Genomic DNA, 15,465 nt, shown 5'->3' with positions numbered 1-15,465 from the left:
AACCTTCCCGCGATGCGGCCCTCTCCCGCTGTCGAGCGCCCCTTGCGTCCCATCCGGTCGCCTGGCCAAGCCTCGCGCGCCCGGGAACGCGCTCTTTCCGGCAGGCCATCTCATTCGGAGCATTTCGTACCACTTAACCCCCATGGAGAGCATCCTATGAGTGGAATCCAGGCTCGTTTGAACGCCATCTCGGCTATCATCAATTACAAACCGGGGCACGCCCCCCTCAACTTCCACGACACCAAGCCCACCGACGTGTTCGGCTGCAACGTCTTCAACGACAAGGTCATGGCCGAGCGCCTGCCCAAGGCCGTCTACAAGTCGGTCAAGAAGACCATCAAGCTGGGCGAGAAGCTCGACCCCTCCGTCGCCGACGTCGTGGCCAACGCCATGAAGGACTGGGCCATCGAGAAGGGCGCCACCCACTTCACCCACGTCTTCTACCCCCTGACCGGCCTCACCGCCGAGAAGCATGACGCCTTCCTGGTGCCCGACGGCGAGGGCGGCGCCATGGCCGAGTTCTCCGGCAAGATGCTCATCCAGGGCGAGCCCGACGCCTCCAGCTTCCCCTCCGGCGGCCTGCGCGCCACCTTCGAAGCCCGCGGCTACACCGCCTGGGACGTCACCAGCCCGGCCTATATCCTGGAGAACCCCAACGGCACCTTCCTGTGCATCCCCACCGCGTTCGTCTCCTGGACCGGCGAGGCCCTGGACAAGAAGACCCCTCTGCTGCGCTCGCTGCAGTCGCTCAACAAGCAGGCCAAGCGCGTGCTGAAGCTGTTCGGCGTCAACACCAAGCTGCCCGTCACCAGCTTCGCCGGCCCCGAGCAGGAATACTTCCTCATCGACCGCAACTTCGTGTTCTCCCGCCCCGACCTGCTCATCGCGGGCCGTTCGCTCTTCGGCGCTCCGTCCGCCAAGGGCCAGGAGTTCGAGGACCAGTACTTCGGCGTGATCCCGCGGCGCGTGCTGTCCTTCATGATGGAAGTGGAGCGCGAGCTCTTCAAGCTGGGCGTGCCGGTCAAGACCCGCCACAACGAAGTGGCCCCCAGCCAGTTCGAAATCGCCCCCATCTATGAGCAGGGCAACCTGGCCACCGACCACAACCAGCTGGTCATGACCACCCTGCGCACCGTGGCCAAGCGCTACGGCATGATCTGCCTGCTGCACGAGAAGCCCTTCGCGGGCATCAACGGCTCGGGCAAGCACCTCAACTACTCCCTGGGCAACGCCGAGCTCGGCAGCCTCTTCGATCCGGGCGACACCCCCCACTCCAACGCCCAGTTCCTGGTGTTCTGCGCCGCCGCCATCCGCGCCCTGCACAAGTACGGCGCCCTGCTGCGCGCAACCGTGGCGAGCGCCTCCAACGACCACCGCCTGGGCGCCAACGAGGCTCCCCCGGCCATCATGAGCGCCTACCTGGGCGAGCAGCTGGCCGACGTGTTCGAGCAGATCAAGAAGGGCGAAGTGAAGGGCTCCAAGCAGAAGGGCACCATGCACATCGGCGTGGACACCCTGCCCCCGCTGCCCATGGATCCGGGCGACCGCAACCGCACCAGCCCCTTCGCCTTCACCGGCAACCGCTTCGAGTTCCGCGCCGTGGGCTCCTCCCACTCCATCGCCGGAGCCCAGGTGGCCCTGAACGCCATGATGACCGAGTCCCTGGACTACATCGCCACGGAGCTTGAGAAGCTGGGCAAGGTCAACAAGACCCAGTTCAACGAGGGCGTGCAGAAGCTGCTGCAGAAGATCATGAAGGAGCACGACGCAGTCATCTTCAACGGCGACGGCTACTCCGACGCCTGGCACAAGGAAGCGGCCAAGCGCGGCCTGCCCAACCTGAAGACCACCCCCGAGGCCCTGCCGGTGCTCACCAGCAAGGAAGTCATCGAGCTCTTCACCAAGTACGGCATTTTCTCCGAGGCCGAGGTCAAGAGCCGCCAGGAGATCTACCTGGAGCAGTACGTCAAGACCATCCTCACCGAGGCCAACCTGGTGATCCGCATGGCCCGCACCGTGATCTTCCCGGCCGCCATGCGCTATCAGGGACAGCTCGCCGACACCTGCGCCAGCCTGAAGGCCATCGGACACGACTTCAAGATGGCCTCCCTGGAGGATGTCACCGCCAAGCTGCGCTCCATGCAGGGCGAGGTGGACAAGCTGGAGAAGCTCGTGGCCCACGAGGGCGGCGACACCCTGGCCCACGCCAAGTTCATGTGCGAGAAGGTGCTGCCCGCGATGCTTGCCGTGCGCGGCTACGCCGACTCCCTGGAGGCCGTGGTTGCCGACGACCTGTGGCCCCTGCCCTCCTACCAGGAGATGCTGTTCATCCGCTAACCCGGAGAACGGTCCAACGCGAAATGAAGGCCGCTCCCGCAAGGGGGCGGCCTTTTCGTTTCACGCCCTTCCCCGGGCTGCCCCTCCGGCGCGGGAAGAGCTGGGGCCGTGCGCGGCTTCGTCCAGCGCGTGCGTGCACGCCGCCAGGAGTCACGCCAGATCCTGCCAGTGTAAAGATTTCCGGCATCACGTCTGGCGTCCCTTACACGCCCCTCCTCACATCGCCACGTAACAATCTGTAATTTAACCAATAATCTAAAGGCGCGATCCTTGCTCGCCTCTTCGCCAAACACGGCGGAGGGCCCTGGTGAACCATTCTATCGCCTTTCTCATCATTGTGGCGATCATCCTCGTGATCTGGAAACTGGACGGATTCATCCCGTGACGATAAGCGCCAGGGCATGAAAAGCTACCGCAAGGAACTCTGGTTCAACGTCCCGGGCAGGCGCGGCTTCGTGAACATCACCTCCCAGGTGCGCGAGGCCCTGCGCGAATCGGGCGTGCGCGAAGGCCTCGTGCTGGTCAACGCCATGCACATCACGGCCAGCGTCTTCATCAACGACGACGAATCCGGCCTGCACCACGACTACGAGGTGTGGCTGGAAAAGCTGGCCCCCCATGACCCCGTCTCCGGCTACCGGCACAACGTGGGCGAGGACAACGCCGACGCCCACATGAAGCGCCAGATCATGGGCCGCGAGGTGGTGGTGGCCATAACCGAGGGCGAACTGGACCTGGGGACCTGGGAACGCATCTTCTATGGGGAGTTCGACGGCGGCCGCAGGAAGCGCGTGCTGGTGAAGATCCTCGGGGAGTAGAGGCCGGAGCGGGATCGCCGCCTCATCCGACAGAAAAGCCCCCGTCCGGACATCCGGACGGGGGCTTCTCGATACGTCAGATGTACGATGTTCTACAAATCCTTGTACTTGACAGGAATCTTCAGCTTGGGATTGAGCTTCTTGGCCATGGCGAAGTCCGACTTGGCCTGCTCGGGGTTGGGCGGAGACATGTTCATGCTGCTGATGCCGCGGTTGTAATAATAACCGGCGGTAACGAGGCTCGGCTGCGAGCCTTCGATAGCCTTGGAGAAATCCTGCACGGCTTCGGCGTGCTTGCCCTTCATGGCCAGGGCCCGGCCGCGCTCGTAATAGGTCCCCTTCAGGTCGGGCTTGATTTCCAGGGCCTTGTTGAAGTCCATGATGGCCTCGTCGGTCATCTTCTTGTTGGCGTAGCACGACCCGCGGTCGGCGTACGCGTTGGCCAGGATGTCCTTGGAGGTCTTCGGGTTGTCGATGACCTTGGTCATGGCTTCGATGCCCGCGTTCCACTGATGGTGGTTCACGTACTCGACAGCCTTGGCGTAGGTCATGTCCATTTCCTGCATCTCTTTCTTGGTGGCCTTCTTGGCGGCCTCGGCGGGAGCGACGCTCAGCGAAAGCGCCGCAACGAGAGCCAGTACGAGAATACGCATGCCCATGGTTCCTCCTGATCGTATGTTATACGTGGAAAGATACTTAACCATATGACCGACAAACAGAAATTGGGCAAGAAAAAAGCGAAACGAACCCTGGCCTGATTCACATATTGGAAAATTACTTCATGATAGCAGTATGTTGCCCTGAAAACAGCCGCCGCTCGAATGAATCTGCACGGAATATCAAGTCGCCCGAACGCGAAGAACAACACTCCCCCCAAAGATGAAATGAATAATTCCAGAATGTTATCAGTGGGGAACGTTTATTTGAACGCCGAGACGAAACGCTGAGGGGGAGAAACAAAGGGGCGCACGGACACGCGGGGCCGGACGGGAATTTCCTGGGCCGCTCCGGAATGCGGCATTCCCAGCCGCGCGAACACGCAGGAAGGACGACGGCCCGTACCGCCGGGCGCAAAGGGAGGGCTAGCCGCCCTGGCGTTCCAGGGCTTCGACCCTCTCCTCGAGGCGGTCGATCCTGCCCTCCAGTCCGCCGCCTCCGACCTGCTGCCTGTGGGCCAGGGTTTCGGCGATGAGGTCGTCACGGATGAGGATCTTCTCGAAGTAGATCTTGATGAGCGTGGAGAGATAGCGCCTGCCCATCTCCTGGAGGTGGAGGTTGGAGCTGCCCCAGGTGCGTCCCTGCCAGCTGATGGGCACCTGCAGGATGTTGTAGTTGCGGATGAGCGCGGACAGGGACAGCTCGATGGTGATGTTGAAATGGCTGGCGCGGTAAGGCCCGCACTCGCGCAGCACGTGCGACCGGAACGCCTTGAAGGAGTTGGTCAGGTCGTTGAAGCGCGTCCAGAACAGCAGGCGCATCATGGTGTTCACCAGGCGGTTCACCATGAGCTTGAACCAGGGATAGTTGCTGGTCCTGGAGCCCTTCATGAAGCGCGAGCCGAAGACGCAGTCGTAGCCGTTGCAGATCTCGTTGTAATACATGACCACGTCGCCGGGATCGTCGGAGGCGTCGGCCATATAGATGACCACCACATCACCGGAGGCGGCGTCCAGTCCGGCCCGGATGGCTCGTCCGAATCCCCTGGGCGGGGTGCGGTCCACCCGGCGGACGCGGGGGTTCTCTTCGGCCAGGGCGTCCAGCACGGCTCCGGTGCCGTCGGCGCTGTTGTCGTTGACCACGACCAGCTCGTAGTCGATTCCAGCCTCGTCGAGCCTGACCCATAGCGGGCGCAGGCTGCCGGGGATGTTCTTTTCCTCGTTGTGGGCGGGGATGACGACGGACAAGGTCAGGCGGGCAGCGCGGTTCATTGCTTTCAGGATTAGTTCAGCCCGGCCGGCCCTGTCAAACCGGCACGGCGCAGATACGCCAGCAGCGGCCTGCGGGGATTCATCCACAGCTGGGCCGCCCCCTCCAGCTCGAACCGGATGCGCACCACTCGTCCGGGCGCGTCGGCCGAGGCTTCCCACGGCGTTTCGAAGCCTGTCCCGGACACGCTGCCCTCGAACGTCCTGGACCCGAGCGGCGTCCAGGCCGCCCCGTCCACGGAATACGAAAGGCGAACGGACTGCCCGGCCCCGGTGAGTCGGGGAAAGGCCAGCACGGTGAAGCCTGCGGCGGCCTGCCCGGCGTCGACCTTCAGAACGAGCTCCCCCCGTTCCGCTTCGGGCTGGAGGTAGTTGCCCCAGTTCTTGAGTCCCCGCACGTCCTCCGCCTCCAGGCACGCCCCGGCGCAGGGCTTGCCCGGGCCCGCGAACCCGGCGATGTCCAGATCCGTCCTTGGGACGAACACCGTGTAGCGGCCGGTCCGGAAATCCTCGCGGTAGTAAGCCCGCACGAGCCAGGCCAGGTCAGCGGACATGAACACCCGGCTGTCCACGAAGGCGGCCGCGCGCCGCTCGCGGATGTCGCGCGCCAGGGGGGAATCGGCCAGGCTCCACAGGCCGGTCTGGTCGAAAATGTCCGTCTCGAAGGCGTCGTAGAGCCTGAGCCGGGAAAAGACCGGATGCCCCAGGAAGACGTACGCCCCTTCGGCGTCCATGATCACGGGCCCGGACAGGGCCCCGAGACGCTCCTCGAGCCCCCCGGCGTCCCGGACCTCCTGGTCCGTGCCGCACGGATCGGCGCCCTCCGGATACGTGACGCCGAACGCCGGGGGCGCGAGCAGGCCCAGGCACAGCACAGCCCACCCCACCCGCCCCTCCCGCGAAAGGCGCGCGAGGAAAACGCCGCAGGCGGCGATCATGAACATGGCAAGCCCCAGAAAATGGTTCACCGAGGCTCCCCACCAACGCATGACCATCACCATGGAGGCAAGCCCGGCCAGGAACATCACGTCCATGACCTCGAGCCGTTCCCGGCGGCGCATGGCCCAGGACGCGACGAACACCGCCGTAAGCCCCCAGTGCTCCCGCAGGAACTCCCAGAAGCGCTCGCCCGCGCTGAGGAAGCTGTTGTAGCTGGAGAGTTTGGCCATCCGGCTGGGGAACGACAGCGTCTGGCGCAGGAATTCGCCCTCGGTGCCCCACTGGGCCGCCCCCAGGCACGCCCCCGCGCCCACGGACACGGCCAGGGCCAGCCGCAGCCCGAACGTCCGGTATTCGCGCCGCCAGAGGCAAAATCCCAGGGCCGCCAGGATGAACACCCAGGTCTGTTGCTTGGAGAACGCGGCCAGCACGAAGAAAAAGGCCGTTCCCCAGAAGGACGCGCCCATGCGCCCTGGAGAGCGCAGCGCTTCCTGAAGGAGGCAGACTCCGGTGAACAAGGTCAGCCAGACCAGCACGTCCGGCCGCGCGTGGGCCGCGTAGGCCATGGTGGGCGTGAGCAGGGCCAGGCCCAGCGTCGCAAGCGACGCCCAGGCGCTGCCCGTGCGCCGCAGCACCAGCATGGCCACCACGCCGCCCAGGAGCGCTCCGGCGGCAACGCTCACCAGCCTGGCGGCGAAGACACCCGGGCCGAACCAGGCGGTGGAGGCCGCGCCCAGCAGGTAATACAGGGGGCCGTAGAGGGTGATGAACAGCGGGTAGTCCTGGAGGCGGGTGTAAATGCCCTGATGCTGGGTGAGCATCCAGGCCTTCACGATCTCCCGGCCCTCCATGATCTCGCTGATGACCGGCGAATGCAGGCCGCAGACGTACACGTGCAAGGACTTGTCCGCCACGCGGGCGGCCAGGCCGGCCGCGAGAAGCGCCACGCAGAACGGCGTGAGCAGCCCCGCCGCCGTTCGTCCGGCGGAGGCGATCCCGGACCGCGGAGCGAGGGCGGCCAGACAGGCCAGGGCCAGACCGGCGTAGAGCGCCCGGAAAACAAGCACGCCGTCCAACCCCGCGACGGGCCGCAACGTGGACGCAGCCAAGGCGGCGGCCGCCAGCCAAAGAATGATCTTCAATGCGTTCCGTGCCATGTGGGCGGTGGGTATCCTCTTGCGCACGGCCCGGTCAACATCCTCATCCGCTCCCCGGCCTCGATTGACCGCACTTCGGGGGTGGCGTACAAGCGGCCGATATCCAATCGTTCCGCACGGGCCTGCCAATGAGTTCCCCCGACCAACCCGCAGCATTGACCCACAAGACCGTCCCGGCGGGACTGGCCCTGGGCGTGTCCGGACGCCTCGACGCCGCCGGGGTGGCCGCGATCTGGGACCGCGCCGTGCGCCTGGCCGTTAGCCCCGGCCCCACGCTCACCGTGGACGCGTCGGGCGTGGGCTACTGCGACGTGGCCGGGCTGGCCCTTCTGCTGGAGCTGCGCCGCCGCGCCGAATCCGCCGGGGCCGGGTTCGCCCTCACGGGATTGAACGAACGCTTCCGCTCCCTCTACGAGCAGTTCACCCCCCAGGACCTGTCCCCGCCCGCCTCCGAGCTCGTGAAGCCGAGCCTGCCCGAGGAGGTGGGGCGCAAGGCGTCCATCCTCATCGAGGACATCATCGCCCTGGTGGGGTTCGTGGGCGAATTCTCCATGGCCCTCGCCCGCGCGGCGGCCAACCCGCGCCGGGTGCGCTGGGCCGACGCCGTGCATGTGGCCGAGACCGCCGGGGCCAACGCATTTCCCATCATCGTGCTCATCGGCTTCCTCATGGGCCTGATCATGGCCTTCCAGTCGGCCATGCCCCTCAAGCAGTTCGGCGCGGAGATATTCGTGGCCAACCTGCTGGGACTCTCCATGCTGCGCGAGCTCGGCCCGCTGGTCACGGCCATCATCCTGGCCGGACGCTCCGGATCGGCTTTCGCCGCCGAGATCGGCACCATGACGGTCAATGAGGAGATCAACGCCCTGGTGACCATGGGCCTGGACCCGGTGCGCTTCCTGGTGGTGACGCGGGTGCTGGCGGCCATGGCCATGACCCCGCTTCTGACCATCTTCTTCAACCTGGCCGGGCTCGTTGGCGGGGCCCTGGTGATGCTCTCGCTGGGCTACCCGCTGGTGGCCTACGTCAACCAGGTGCACATGTCGGTGACCCTGGGGGATTTCATGGGCGGGCTTTTCAAGGCCATGGTCTTCAGCCTGCTGGTGTGCGCCATCGGATGCCAGCGCGGCCTGCGCACGCGTGGCGGGGCCAGTTCCGTGGGCCAGTCCACCACCAGCGCGGTGGTGTCCGGCATCATCCTCATCGCCGTGGCCGACGGGGTGTTCGCGGTGGTCTTCTACGTGATGGGGTGGTGATGGGCGCGCCTGTCATCGAGGTCTCCGGCCTGACCATGGGCTACGGCGAGAAGGTGGTGCTCAGGGACCTCACTTTTTCCGTGCAGCCGGGCGAGGTGTTCGTGATCCTGGGCGGATCGGGATGCGGCAAGTCCACGCTCCTGAAGCACATGATCGGCCTGTACCCGCCCATGTCCGGCCATGTGGTCATCCAGGGGCGCGACCTGGTGGCGGCCCGTGGACGCAGGCGCCGCGAGATACTGCGCTCCTTCGGGGTGATGTACCAGTCCGGGGCGCTGTTCGGGTCGCTGACGCTCCTGGAGAACGTATGCCTGCCCCTGGAGGAGTTCACGAGCCTCCCCCAGGACGCCCGCGAGGCCGTGGCCCGCATGAAGCTCAAACTGGTGGGCCTGGCCGGAGCGGAGCAGAAGCTGCCCTCGGAGCTCTCGGGCGGCATGCAGAAGCGCGCGGCCATTGCCCGGGCCATGGCCCTGGACCCGGCCATCCTCTTTCTCGACGAGCCCCAGGCCGGCCTGGACCCGGTCACCTCGGCCGGGCTCGACGAGCTCATCCTGACCCTGGCCGGGAGCCTTGGCATCACCTTCGTCATCGTGAGCCACGAGCTGGCCAGCATCTACGCCATCGCCCACCGGGTCATCATGCTCGATCCCCAGACCAAGGGCATCATCGCCCAAGGTCCGCCCAGGATGCTGCGCGACGGCAGCACCGACCCGAGGGTCCGCAAATTCTTCAACCGAGAGGCGTAAAGTCCCGCCATGAGCATGCACACCAACTATTTCAAGCTCGGCCTCTTCATCATCTGCGCCACCACGCTGGTGCTGCTGGCCCTGGTCTTCTTCGGCCTGGGGTCGCTGCGCAAGGACAAGGTCATGATCGAGACCTACTTCAACGAGTCCGTGCAGGGCCTGGACGTCGGCTCGCCGCTCAAGTTCAAGGGCGTGAAGATCGGCTCCGTGGAGCGCATCCGCTTCGTGTTCAACAAATACCACGACATCAAGGACATCCCCTTCCGCTACGTGCTGGTGGAGATGGCCCTGGACCCCGAATCCGCCCTGTCCGTCAAGTCCAACGAGGGGCTCAAGGAGGCCATCACCCAGGAGGTGGAGGACGGCCTGCGCGTGCGCATCGCCCCCCAGGGCCTCACGGGCACCGGCTACCTGGAGATGGACTACGTCAACCCCAGGACCAACAAGCCCCTGCCCATCAGCTGGACTCCGGAATATTTCTACGTGCCCTCGGCTCCCAGCACCATCGCCCGCCTGGAGGAGACCTTCGAGACATTCTCCAAGCTTCTCAAGAAGATTGACGAGTCCGGCGTGGACAACGCCATCCAGAACATCAATTCGCTCCTGGTGGTGATCCGCGAGGCGGTGAAGGACGCCAACGTGCCCGGGCTCTCCGACAACGTGAACTCCCTCATCGTGGACCTGCGCAAGACCAACGACCACCTGAACTCCATGCTCGCCAGCAAGGAGTCGCGCGAAGCCCTCAAAAACCTGGGCGAAACCCTGGCCAACCTGAAGACCTCCACCGAGAACCTGCCCCAGACGATTGCCGACATGCGCAAGCTCCTGCGCGAGGTCAACGCCCTGGTGGCCACCCAGCGCGACGAGGTGCAGGGCATCCTGCAGCAGGGCAAGCAGGCCTTCGAAAACCTGAACGACCTAACCGGCGAAGCCAAGCGCAACCCCTCGCGGCTGTTCTTCGGCGCCCCCCCGGCCAAGGCCACCCCGGAGAAGAAGAAATGAAACGCCCCGCATCCTTCCCGGCCAGACTGACGGGCCCGCGAAACGGCTGGCGCCGCGAGGGCACCCCGGTCCTCACCGTTCTGGCGGCCCTGGCCGTCCTGGGCATTCTCGCGGCCTGCTCCGCGCCCCTCAACCGCCCGGCCCCGGAGCGCCGCTACTACAACATCACGGCCGTCAGGCCCGAAGCGGCCACGCCCGCGTCGGACAAGTCCGCGCTCAAGGTGCGCCCCCTGCAGATAAGCCCGGCCTACCAAGGCAAGGAGATGGTCTACCGTCTGGGCGAGACGGAGTTCGAATCCGACTACTACAACACCTTCTTCGTCCAGCCCGCCAACAACCTGTCCCAGCAGGCCGAACAGTGGCTGGGCAGGGCCGGAATCTTCGGGCATGTGGTGGATTCCACCAGCCAGGTGGCCGACACGCACCTGCTGGAAGGACTGGTGAACGCCCTCTACGGCGACTTCCGGGACAAGGCCAATCCCAAGGCCGTGCTGGAGATGCAGTTCTTCCTGCTGCGCAACAAGAACGACACCTATTCGGTGGCGTTCTCCAAGAGCTACCGCAAGGAAGTCCCCTTCCAGGCCGGATTCAAGGACGCGTCGGGGCTTGCGGCGGCCTACAACACGGCTCTCGCCGAGATTCTGGGCGAACTCGAAAAGGACCTGCGCGGGGCGAGATGAACTCCCGGGCGCTGGCGGCGGCCGTCCTCATGGCCTTTCTGGGCACCGTGGCCACAGCGCCCTCCGTGCGCGCCCTGTCCGTTTTCACCGAACTGTCCCCCCCGTCCGCGCAGATGGAAAACGGCGCGCTCACGGGCTTGGGCGTGGATATCGTGCGCGAGATCCAGAAGCGCACGGGCGACGCCACTCCCATCGAGCTCTTGCCCTGGGCCAGGGCCTACGCCATGGCCGTGGCGCGGCCGGACATCGTTCTCTTCGCCACCACCCGCACCCCCGAGCGCGCCCCCCTGTTCCACTGGATCGGCCCCATCATGCGCCTCAAGTGGGCTTTTTACGCCCCGGCAGGAAAAATGAAGCCCCTGGCCAGCCTGGACGAGGCCAAGACGGTGGGCTCCATCGGCACGTACAACGGAGATGCCAGGGAGCGGTTCCTGCTGGACCACGGGTTCACCAACCTCGACAGCGCCAACACCCCCGTCGCCAACGTGAAGAAACTGCTGGCGGGCAGGCTTGATCTCATTGCCTCCACGGACATGGGCATCCGGTTCGGCACGCAAAGGGCCTGCCTGAAGCCCGGACAGCTGGAGAACGTCTACACCTTCCAGGCCGTGGATTTGTATATCGCTTTTTCCAAGGGGAGCGACGAGGCCGTGGTGACGGCCTGGAACGAGGCCCTGGCGGACATGAAGGCCGACGGAACCTTCCAGGCCATCTACTCCAGGTGGCTTCCGGGAGAGGCCGTCCCGGAATAGGGACGCCTCCCAGGACCTCGCCGCCCTCGGGCTTCACCCGGCGCTGGCGTTTGCGGGAGGACTGTTCTATTCTTCGGACGTCCGGCCGGAGCCGGGCGTTTCCCGCCTTCCTTTCCCGCCGGGCAGACACACGGATATCCCCGTCCTCCCGGTTCCCGCGATCCGCAAGAGGTTGTTCATGAGCAACGGTCAGCATCTGGCTCTCACGGAAGTAGGCACCAATGAAGTGGAAATCATGTGTTTCTACATCGATATCCAGGCGGGCGAGAACGTCTACCGGGCCTACTACGGCATCAACGTCGCCAAGGTACTCAAGATCACGCGCCTTCCGGATCAGGTCATGCGGCCGCCGTCGTGTTCGCACTCGAGCGTGTGGGGGGCCTTCCACTTCAAGGACCGCGACAAGGTCGTGCCCATCGTAGCCCTGGCCAAATACCTGGAGCAGGACCAGACGGACAGCGCCGACCACAAGATGATCATCACCGAGTTCAACCAGGTGATGACCGCGTTCATGGTCTCGGGCATCACCAGGATCTACCGCCTGAGCTGGTCGGACGTGGAAAAGCCGGACAAGCACATCAGCGAGTATTCCCTGAACGCCTTCACTGGCATCGTGAACCTGGAAGGCCGCATCGTGTTCATCCTGGACCTGGAAAAAATCGTCATCGAGCTGAATCCCCGGTCGGGAGAGGACTTTTTCGGCGTCTCCTCGGCCATCAAGGCCGACCGCAACATAAGCGTGCTGCACGTGGACGACCAGATGCTGGTGCGGCGCATGGTGAAAAAGGCCCTGGAGCAAGACGAGGCCTTCAGCGTGGAATCGGCGGACAGCGGCCAGGAAGCCTTGCAAATTCTCAAGGCCAAGGCCGAGGAGGCCCGGTCGCGCGGACTTGCGGTCAGCGATCTGGTCGATGTGGTGATCTCCGACGTGGAGATGCCGGTGATGGACGGCTACACCCTGTGCAAATCCATCAAGGACGACCCGGAACTCAAGTCCATCCCCGTCTACCTGTTCTCCTCGCTCATCACCGAGGAGACGCAGCACAAGGGGGAGTCGGTGGGGGCCAACGGCCAGTTCCCCAAGCCCCAGACGGAAGTCATGGCCCGTGAGATCATGGCGGACCTGGCGCGCGCGGTCATCACCCGGGCGTAAGGCCGCCGCGCAACCGCCCTCACGGCTGGCGGAGCAATTCCCCCACCGCGAGCCGCACCTCTTCCGGGTTTCCGGGCATGAACGGCTTGCCGAAGCGCACGGTCACCTTGCCGAGCTTGAGTTTCCCCCGTACGGGCCAGGCCTCGAAGGTGCCGGCGATGGCGACCGGAACCACGGGCACGCTGCACGCTCCGGAGAGGACCACCGGGCCCTGCCGGAACTCCTGGAGTTCTCCGGACACCGTGCGCGCCCCCTCCGGGAAAACGCACAAAAGCCCTCCGCCCCGCAGGGCCCGGGCGCTCAGACGCATGGTTTCGGACATCCTGCCCGCGTCCACCGGGATCAGCCTGAACACCGCCGCCAGCCGCCGCACCAGCCAGGCGTCCAGGTAGCGGGCCAGTCCCAGGAAATAGAGGCGCATGCGCAGCCTGGGCGGGGTCGCGGCGAAAACCATGAACGCGTCCAGGTAGCTTGCGTGGTTGGGGCAGATGAGGGCCGCGCCCTCGGGGATGTTTTCCGCCCCCCGGACCGTAAGCGAAAACCCAAGGCGCGCGGCCGCGTCCACCAGAGAGCCCACGGCCGACGTGGCCAGCCGCGCGGCCGGGCCGAAGCGGGTGCGCACCCTGGCCGCAAGCTCCGGCGGCAGCGGCGCGTCCAGGTTAAGCCCGGAAGCATCTCCCGGCGCACGCCAGTCCTCCCGGACGCCGCTCCGAACGTCCGGGGACCGGGAACCGTTTCCGGCCGCCCCTCCTGCCGAATCCGGGGCAACATCCAGGGGCGTTTCCCCGGCAAGCTCCCGCGCCAGCGCCACCACCTCCCCGGCCGTGGCCAGGCGCTGGAAGCGCTCTTCCGCAATTGTCCGGCCCAGCACGTCTTCCAGAAGCGTCAGCAGCTCCAGCTTCCGGAGCGAATCCAGGCCAAGGTCCAGCTCCAGGTGCGACGAGGCCGCCACCGAAGCCATCCCCGACACCTCGCGGATGGCCGCCAGGGCCTTTTCCCCAGACGGGCCGAGTCCGGTCCACGCTTCGGCCTGCACCGGCCCCGCCGTGGCCGCCTCGGAGAGCATCTTCTCCACCAGATGGCGCTTCAACTTGCCCAGGCGCGTCTTGGGCAGCTCTCCCGGCACCACCGTGAACGCGCCCACGCGCTTGTAGGGCGGCAGGGTCTTGGAAACCATCTCCATGTCCCAGCGGATGTTGTGGCGCACGTCGGGCGCATCCGTGGCCCGGAAGAACTCCCTGTCGGGGGTGACCACGGCCGTGAGCGCCCCGCCCTCGCCCTGGAGCACGCAGATCTCCCCCACGCTCGGGGCTTGCAGGTAGTGGGCCTCCACTTCCTCGGCGGGGAACTTCTTGCCGCTGGGCAACACGATGATGTCGCGCTCCCGGCCGCGCACGTACAGCGCGCCGTCCGGGTCCATGCGCCCCTGGTCGCCGGTGTGGAACCAGCCGTCCCGGAGGGCCAGGGCCGTGGCCTCGGGGTCCTCGAAGTAGCCCAGCATGACGTTGGCGCCGCGCACCAGGATATCCCCGTAGCCCTCGGCGTCCGGGAGGTCGATGCGTGCCTCCACGCCCTTAAGCGGCGTGCCCACGCTGCCGGGCTTGCCCGAGTCGGGGCGGTTCAGGCTGACCACCGGCGCGGTCTCGGACAGGCCGTACCCCTCGATCACCGGCAGCCCCAGCGCGGCCATGCCCTCGATGACCTCCGGATCGCACTTGGCCCCGCCGGTGAGGAAGAAGCGGAAGTCCGGCCCCACCGCGCGCAAGACCCCACGGCGCACGAAGCCCAGCGGGTCCGGACGCATGCCCGCCGTCATGGCCAGCAGCCGGGCGAGGCCGCGCCCGAGCCCGAGAGGCAGGCCCTCGAAGCGTTTGAGGATGCGCCGCAGGAAGATGCCCACGTACTGCGGGGTGAGCACCAGGAGGCTTATGCGGGCGCTTTTCAGCACGGAGAGGATGGCCTCGGGCTTGAGGGTCTCCAGGAACGTGGAGCGCGCCCCGGCCAAAAGCGGCACCAGCAGGTTCACCATGCACGGGTAGGCATGGTGCAGGGGGAGCACGGCAAGGAAGTTGTCGGTGGGCAGCAGAAGCCCGGTGGCCTTGATGGACTCCACGTTGGCCAGCAGGTTGGCGTGGGTGAGCGTCACCGCCTTGGGCCTGCCCGTGGTGCCGGAGGTGAAGAGCAGCGCGGCCGGGTCGCCGGGAGCGCCCCGATAGATGGCCCCCTCGGCCAGGGGTTCGTGAGCCAGGGCCTCATCCAGGCTCCGGGCCAGAATACAGTCGTCGGCACGGCAGGAGGCGAAGAGGTCCTCCCGGGAGGCGAACACCAGGCGGGCGCGGGTTTTTTCCAGGAAATAGGCCGCGTCCTCCGGCGTGGACTGCGCATCGACGGGCACCACGACCCCTCCGGCCAGGAGGATGCCGAAGTAGGCCGCTCCCCAGGCCGGGGAGTTCTCCAGGCACAGGACGGCCCGGCCGCCCGGGGCGAGCCCCTTTTCCCGGCACCAGCCCGCCACGCGCAGGGCCATGTCCAGAAAGGCGCGGCGGTCCAGGTCCTTGAAGGAGCCGTCCTCCAGGACCAGGCGCAGGGCGAAGCCCTCCGCGTGGCGGCTCACGGCCTCCAGCAGGGAGTCGACAAGGGTTGCGTCCGGGGAAGGCATGGCCGGGCTCCCGGCGTTTCAAGCCGTTTTTTCGCAGTGGC

Annotated in this window: 12 protein-coding genes; 8 read left to right on the top strand and 4 right to left on the bottom strand. The window is 66.1% G+C overall.

The genetic code is table 11. From position 1 onward, the window contains the following. The first annotated feature begins 156 nt into the window (after nt 1-156). Both ML540_RS05470 and ML540_RS05465 read left to right on the top strand, forming a co-directional pair. Nucleotides 157-2,337, top strand: coding sequence for a glutamine synthetase III family protein (locus ML540_RS05470; RefSeq protein WP_243359127.1), 2,181 nt, complete (start codon nt 157-159; stop codon nt 2,335-2,337). Nucleotides 2,338-2,738: 401 nt separating this feature from the next. Continuing rightward, entirely contained in the window at nt 2,739-3,155 is a 417-nt protein-coding gene (locus ML540_RS05465; protein WP_243359126.1) for a secondary thiamine-phosphate synthase enzyme YjbQ, read from the top strand. A 92-nt stretch (nt 3,156-3,247) separates the two neighbouring features. On the opposite strand, the gene ML540_RS05460 is transcribed toward ML540_RS05465, so the two are convergent. The 3 genes from ML540_RS05460 to ML540_RS05450 all read right to left on the bottom strand — a co-directional run bounded on the left by ML540_RS05460 (nt 3,248) and on the right by ML540_RS05450 (nt 7,176). After that, complete coding sequence (locus ML540_RS05460; protein ID WP_243359124.1) at nt 3,248-3,808, bottom strand: tetratricopeptide repeat protein; 561 nt, start codon at nt 3,806-3,808, stop codon at nt 3,248-3,250. Nucleotides 3,809-4,237: 429 nt separating this feature from the next. Continuing rightward, nucleotides 4,238-5,083 carry a glycosyltransferase family 2 protein gene (locus ML540_RS05455; protein WP_243359121.1) on the bottom strand — a complete coding sequence of 282 codons (846 nt, stop codon included), beginning with the start codon at nt 5,081-5,083 and terminating at the stop codon, nt 4,238-4,240. Nucleotides 5,084-5,094: 11 nt separating this feature from the next. Then, on the bottom strand, nt 5,095-7,176 hold the full coding sequence (locus ML540_RS05450; RefSeq protein ID WP_243359119.1) for an ArnT family glycosyltransferase: 2,082 nt from the start codon (nt 7,174-7,176) through the stop codon (nt 5,095-5,097). A gap of 128 nt (nt 7,177-7,304) precedes the next feature. Here ML540_RS05450 and ML540_RS05445 point away from each other — a divergent pair, with 128 nt between their 5' ends. The 6 genes from ML540_RS05445 to ML540_RS05420 all read left to right on the top strand — a co-directional run bounded on the left by ML540_RS05445 (nt 7,305) and on the right by ML540_RS05420 (nt 12,765). Then, the gene (locus ML540_RS05445) at nt 7,305-8,432 is read left to right on the top strand and encodes an ABC transporter permease (protein WP_243359114.1); all 1,128 of its coding nucleotides are present in this window, start codon (nt 7,305-7,307) and stop codon (nt 8,430-8,432) included. After that, complete coding sequence (locus ML540_RS05440) at nt 8,432-9,178, top strand: ABC transporter ATP-binding protein (protein ID WP_243359112.1); 747 nt, start codon at nt 8,432-8,434, stop codon at nt 9,176-9,178. Before ML540_RS05445 ends, ML540_RS05440 begins: the two co-directional genes overlap by 1 nt. Nucleotides 9,179-9,187: 9 nt before the next feature. Next, complete coding sequence (locus tag ML540_RS05435; protein ID WP_243359108.1) at nt 9,188-10,180, top strand: MlaD family protein; 993 nt, start codon at nt 9,188-9,190, stop codon at nt 10,178-10,180. After that, entirely contained in the window at nt 10,177-10,860 is a 684-nt protein-coding gene (locus tag ML540_RS05430; protein ID WP_243359105.1) for an ABC-type transport auxiliary lipoprotein family protein, read from the top strand. Before ML540_RS05435 ends, ML540_RS05430 begins: the two co-directional genes overlap by 4 nt. Continuing rightward, nucleotides 10,857-11,612 (top strand): substrate-binding periplasmic protein, encoded by a 756-nt coding sequence (locus tag ML540_RS05425; RefSeq protein WP_243359103.1) that lies wholly within the window; start codon nt 10,857-10,859, stop codon nt 11,610-11,612. Before ML540_RS05430 ends, ML540_RS05425 begins: the two co-directional genes overlap by 4 nt. A gap of 178 nt (nt 11,613-11,790) precedes the next feature. Next, nucleotides 11,791-12,765, top strand: a complete 975-nt coding sequence (locus ML540_RS05420) for a chemotaxis protein (RefSeq protein WP_243359102.1) — start codon at nt 11,791-11,793, stop codon at nt 12,763-12,765. A gap of 19 nt (nt 12,766-12,784) precedes the next feature. On the opposite strand, the gene ML540_RS05415 is transcribed toward ML540_RS05420, so the two are convergent. Beyond that, nucleotides 12,785-15,424 carry an AMP-binding protein gene (locus ML540_RS05415; protein ID WP_243359097.1) on the bottom strand — a complete coding sequence of 880 codons (2,640 nt, stop codon included), beginning with the start codon at nt 15,422-15,424 and terminating at the stop codon, nt 12,785-12,787. Nucleotides 15,425-15,465 lie beyond the last annotated feature (41 nt).

It is taken from the genome of Fundidesulfovibrio terrae (genome assembly GCF_022808915.1).
Taxonomy (GTDB): Bacteria; Desulfobacterota; Desulfovibrionia; order Desulfovibrionales; family Desulfovibrionaceae; genus Fundidesulfovibrio; species Fundidesulfovibrio terrae.
Note: the sequence above shows the minus strand (reverse complement) of the source record. Positions and strands in the feature narration are given on the sequence as shown.

What these genes read in the sequence shown, in the direction of transcription:
- ML540_RS05470 (WP_243359127.1), top strand. Translation starts at nt 157, where the DNA reads ATGAGTGGAATCCAGGCTCGTTTGAACGCCATCTCGGCTATCATCAAT.
- ML540_RS05465 (WP_243359126.1), top strand. Translation starts at nt 2,739, where the DNA reads ATGAAAAGCTACCGCAAGGAACTCTGGTTCAACGTCCCGGGCAGGCGC.
- ML540_RS05455 (WP_243359121.1), bottom strand. Translation starts at nt 5,083, where the DNA reads ATGAACCGCGCTGCCCGCCTGACCTTGTCCGTCGTCATCCCCGCCCAC.
- ML540_RS05420 (WP_243359102.1), top strand. Translation starts at nt 11,791, where the DNA reads ATGAGCAACGGTCAGCATCTGGCTCTCACGGAAGTAGGCACCAATGAA.
- ML540_RS05415 (WP_243359097.1), bottom strand. Translation starts at nt 15,424, where the DNA reads ATGCCTTCCCCGGACGCAACCCTTGTCGACTCCCTGCTGGAGGCCGTG.
- ML540_RS05460 (WP_243359124.1), bottom strand. Translation starts at nt 3,808, where the DNA reads ATGCGTATTCTCGTACTGGCTCTCGTTGCGGCGCTTTCGCTGAGCGTC.
- ML540_RS05450 (WP_243359119.1), bottom strand. Translation starts at nt 7,176, where the DNA reads ATGGCACGGAACGCATTGAAGATCATTCTTTGGCTGGCGGCCGCCGCC.
- ML540_RS05425 (WP_243359103.1), top strand. Translation starts at nt 10,857, where the DNA reads ATGAACTCCCGGGCGCTGGCGGCGGCCGTCCTCATGGCCTTTCTGGGC.
- ML540_RS05435 (WP_243359108.1), top strand. Translation starts at nt 9,188, where the DNA reads ATGAGCATGCACACCAACTATTTCAAGCTCGGCCTCTTCATCATCTGC.
- ML540_RS05445 (WP_243359114.1), top strand. Translation starts at nt 7,305, where the DNA reads ATGAGTTCCCCCGACCAACCCGCAGCATTGACCCACAAGACCGTCCCG.
- ML540_RS05430 (WP_243359105.1), top strand. Translation starts at nt 10,177, where the DNA reads ATGAAACGCCCCGCATCCTTCCCGGCCAGACTGACGGGCCCGCGAAAC.
- ML540_RS05440 (WP_243359112.1), top strand. Translation starts at nt 8,432, where the DNA reads ATGGGCGCGCCTGTCATCGAGGTCTCCGGCCTGACCATGGGCTACGGC.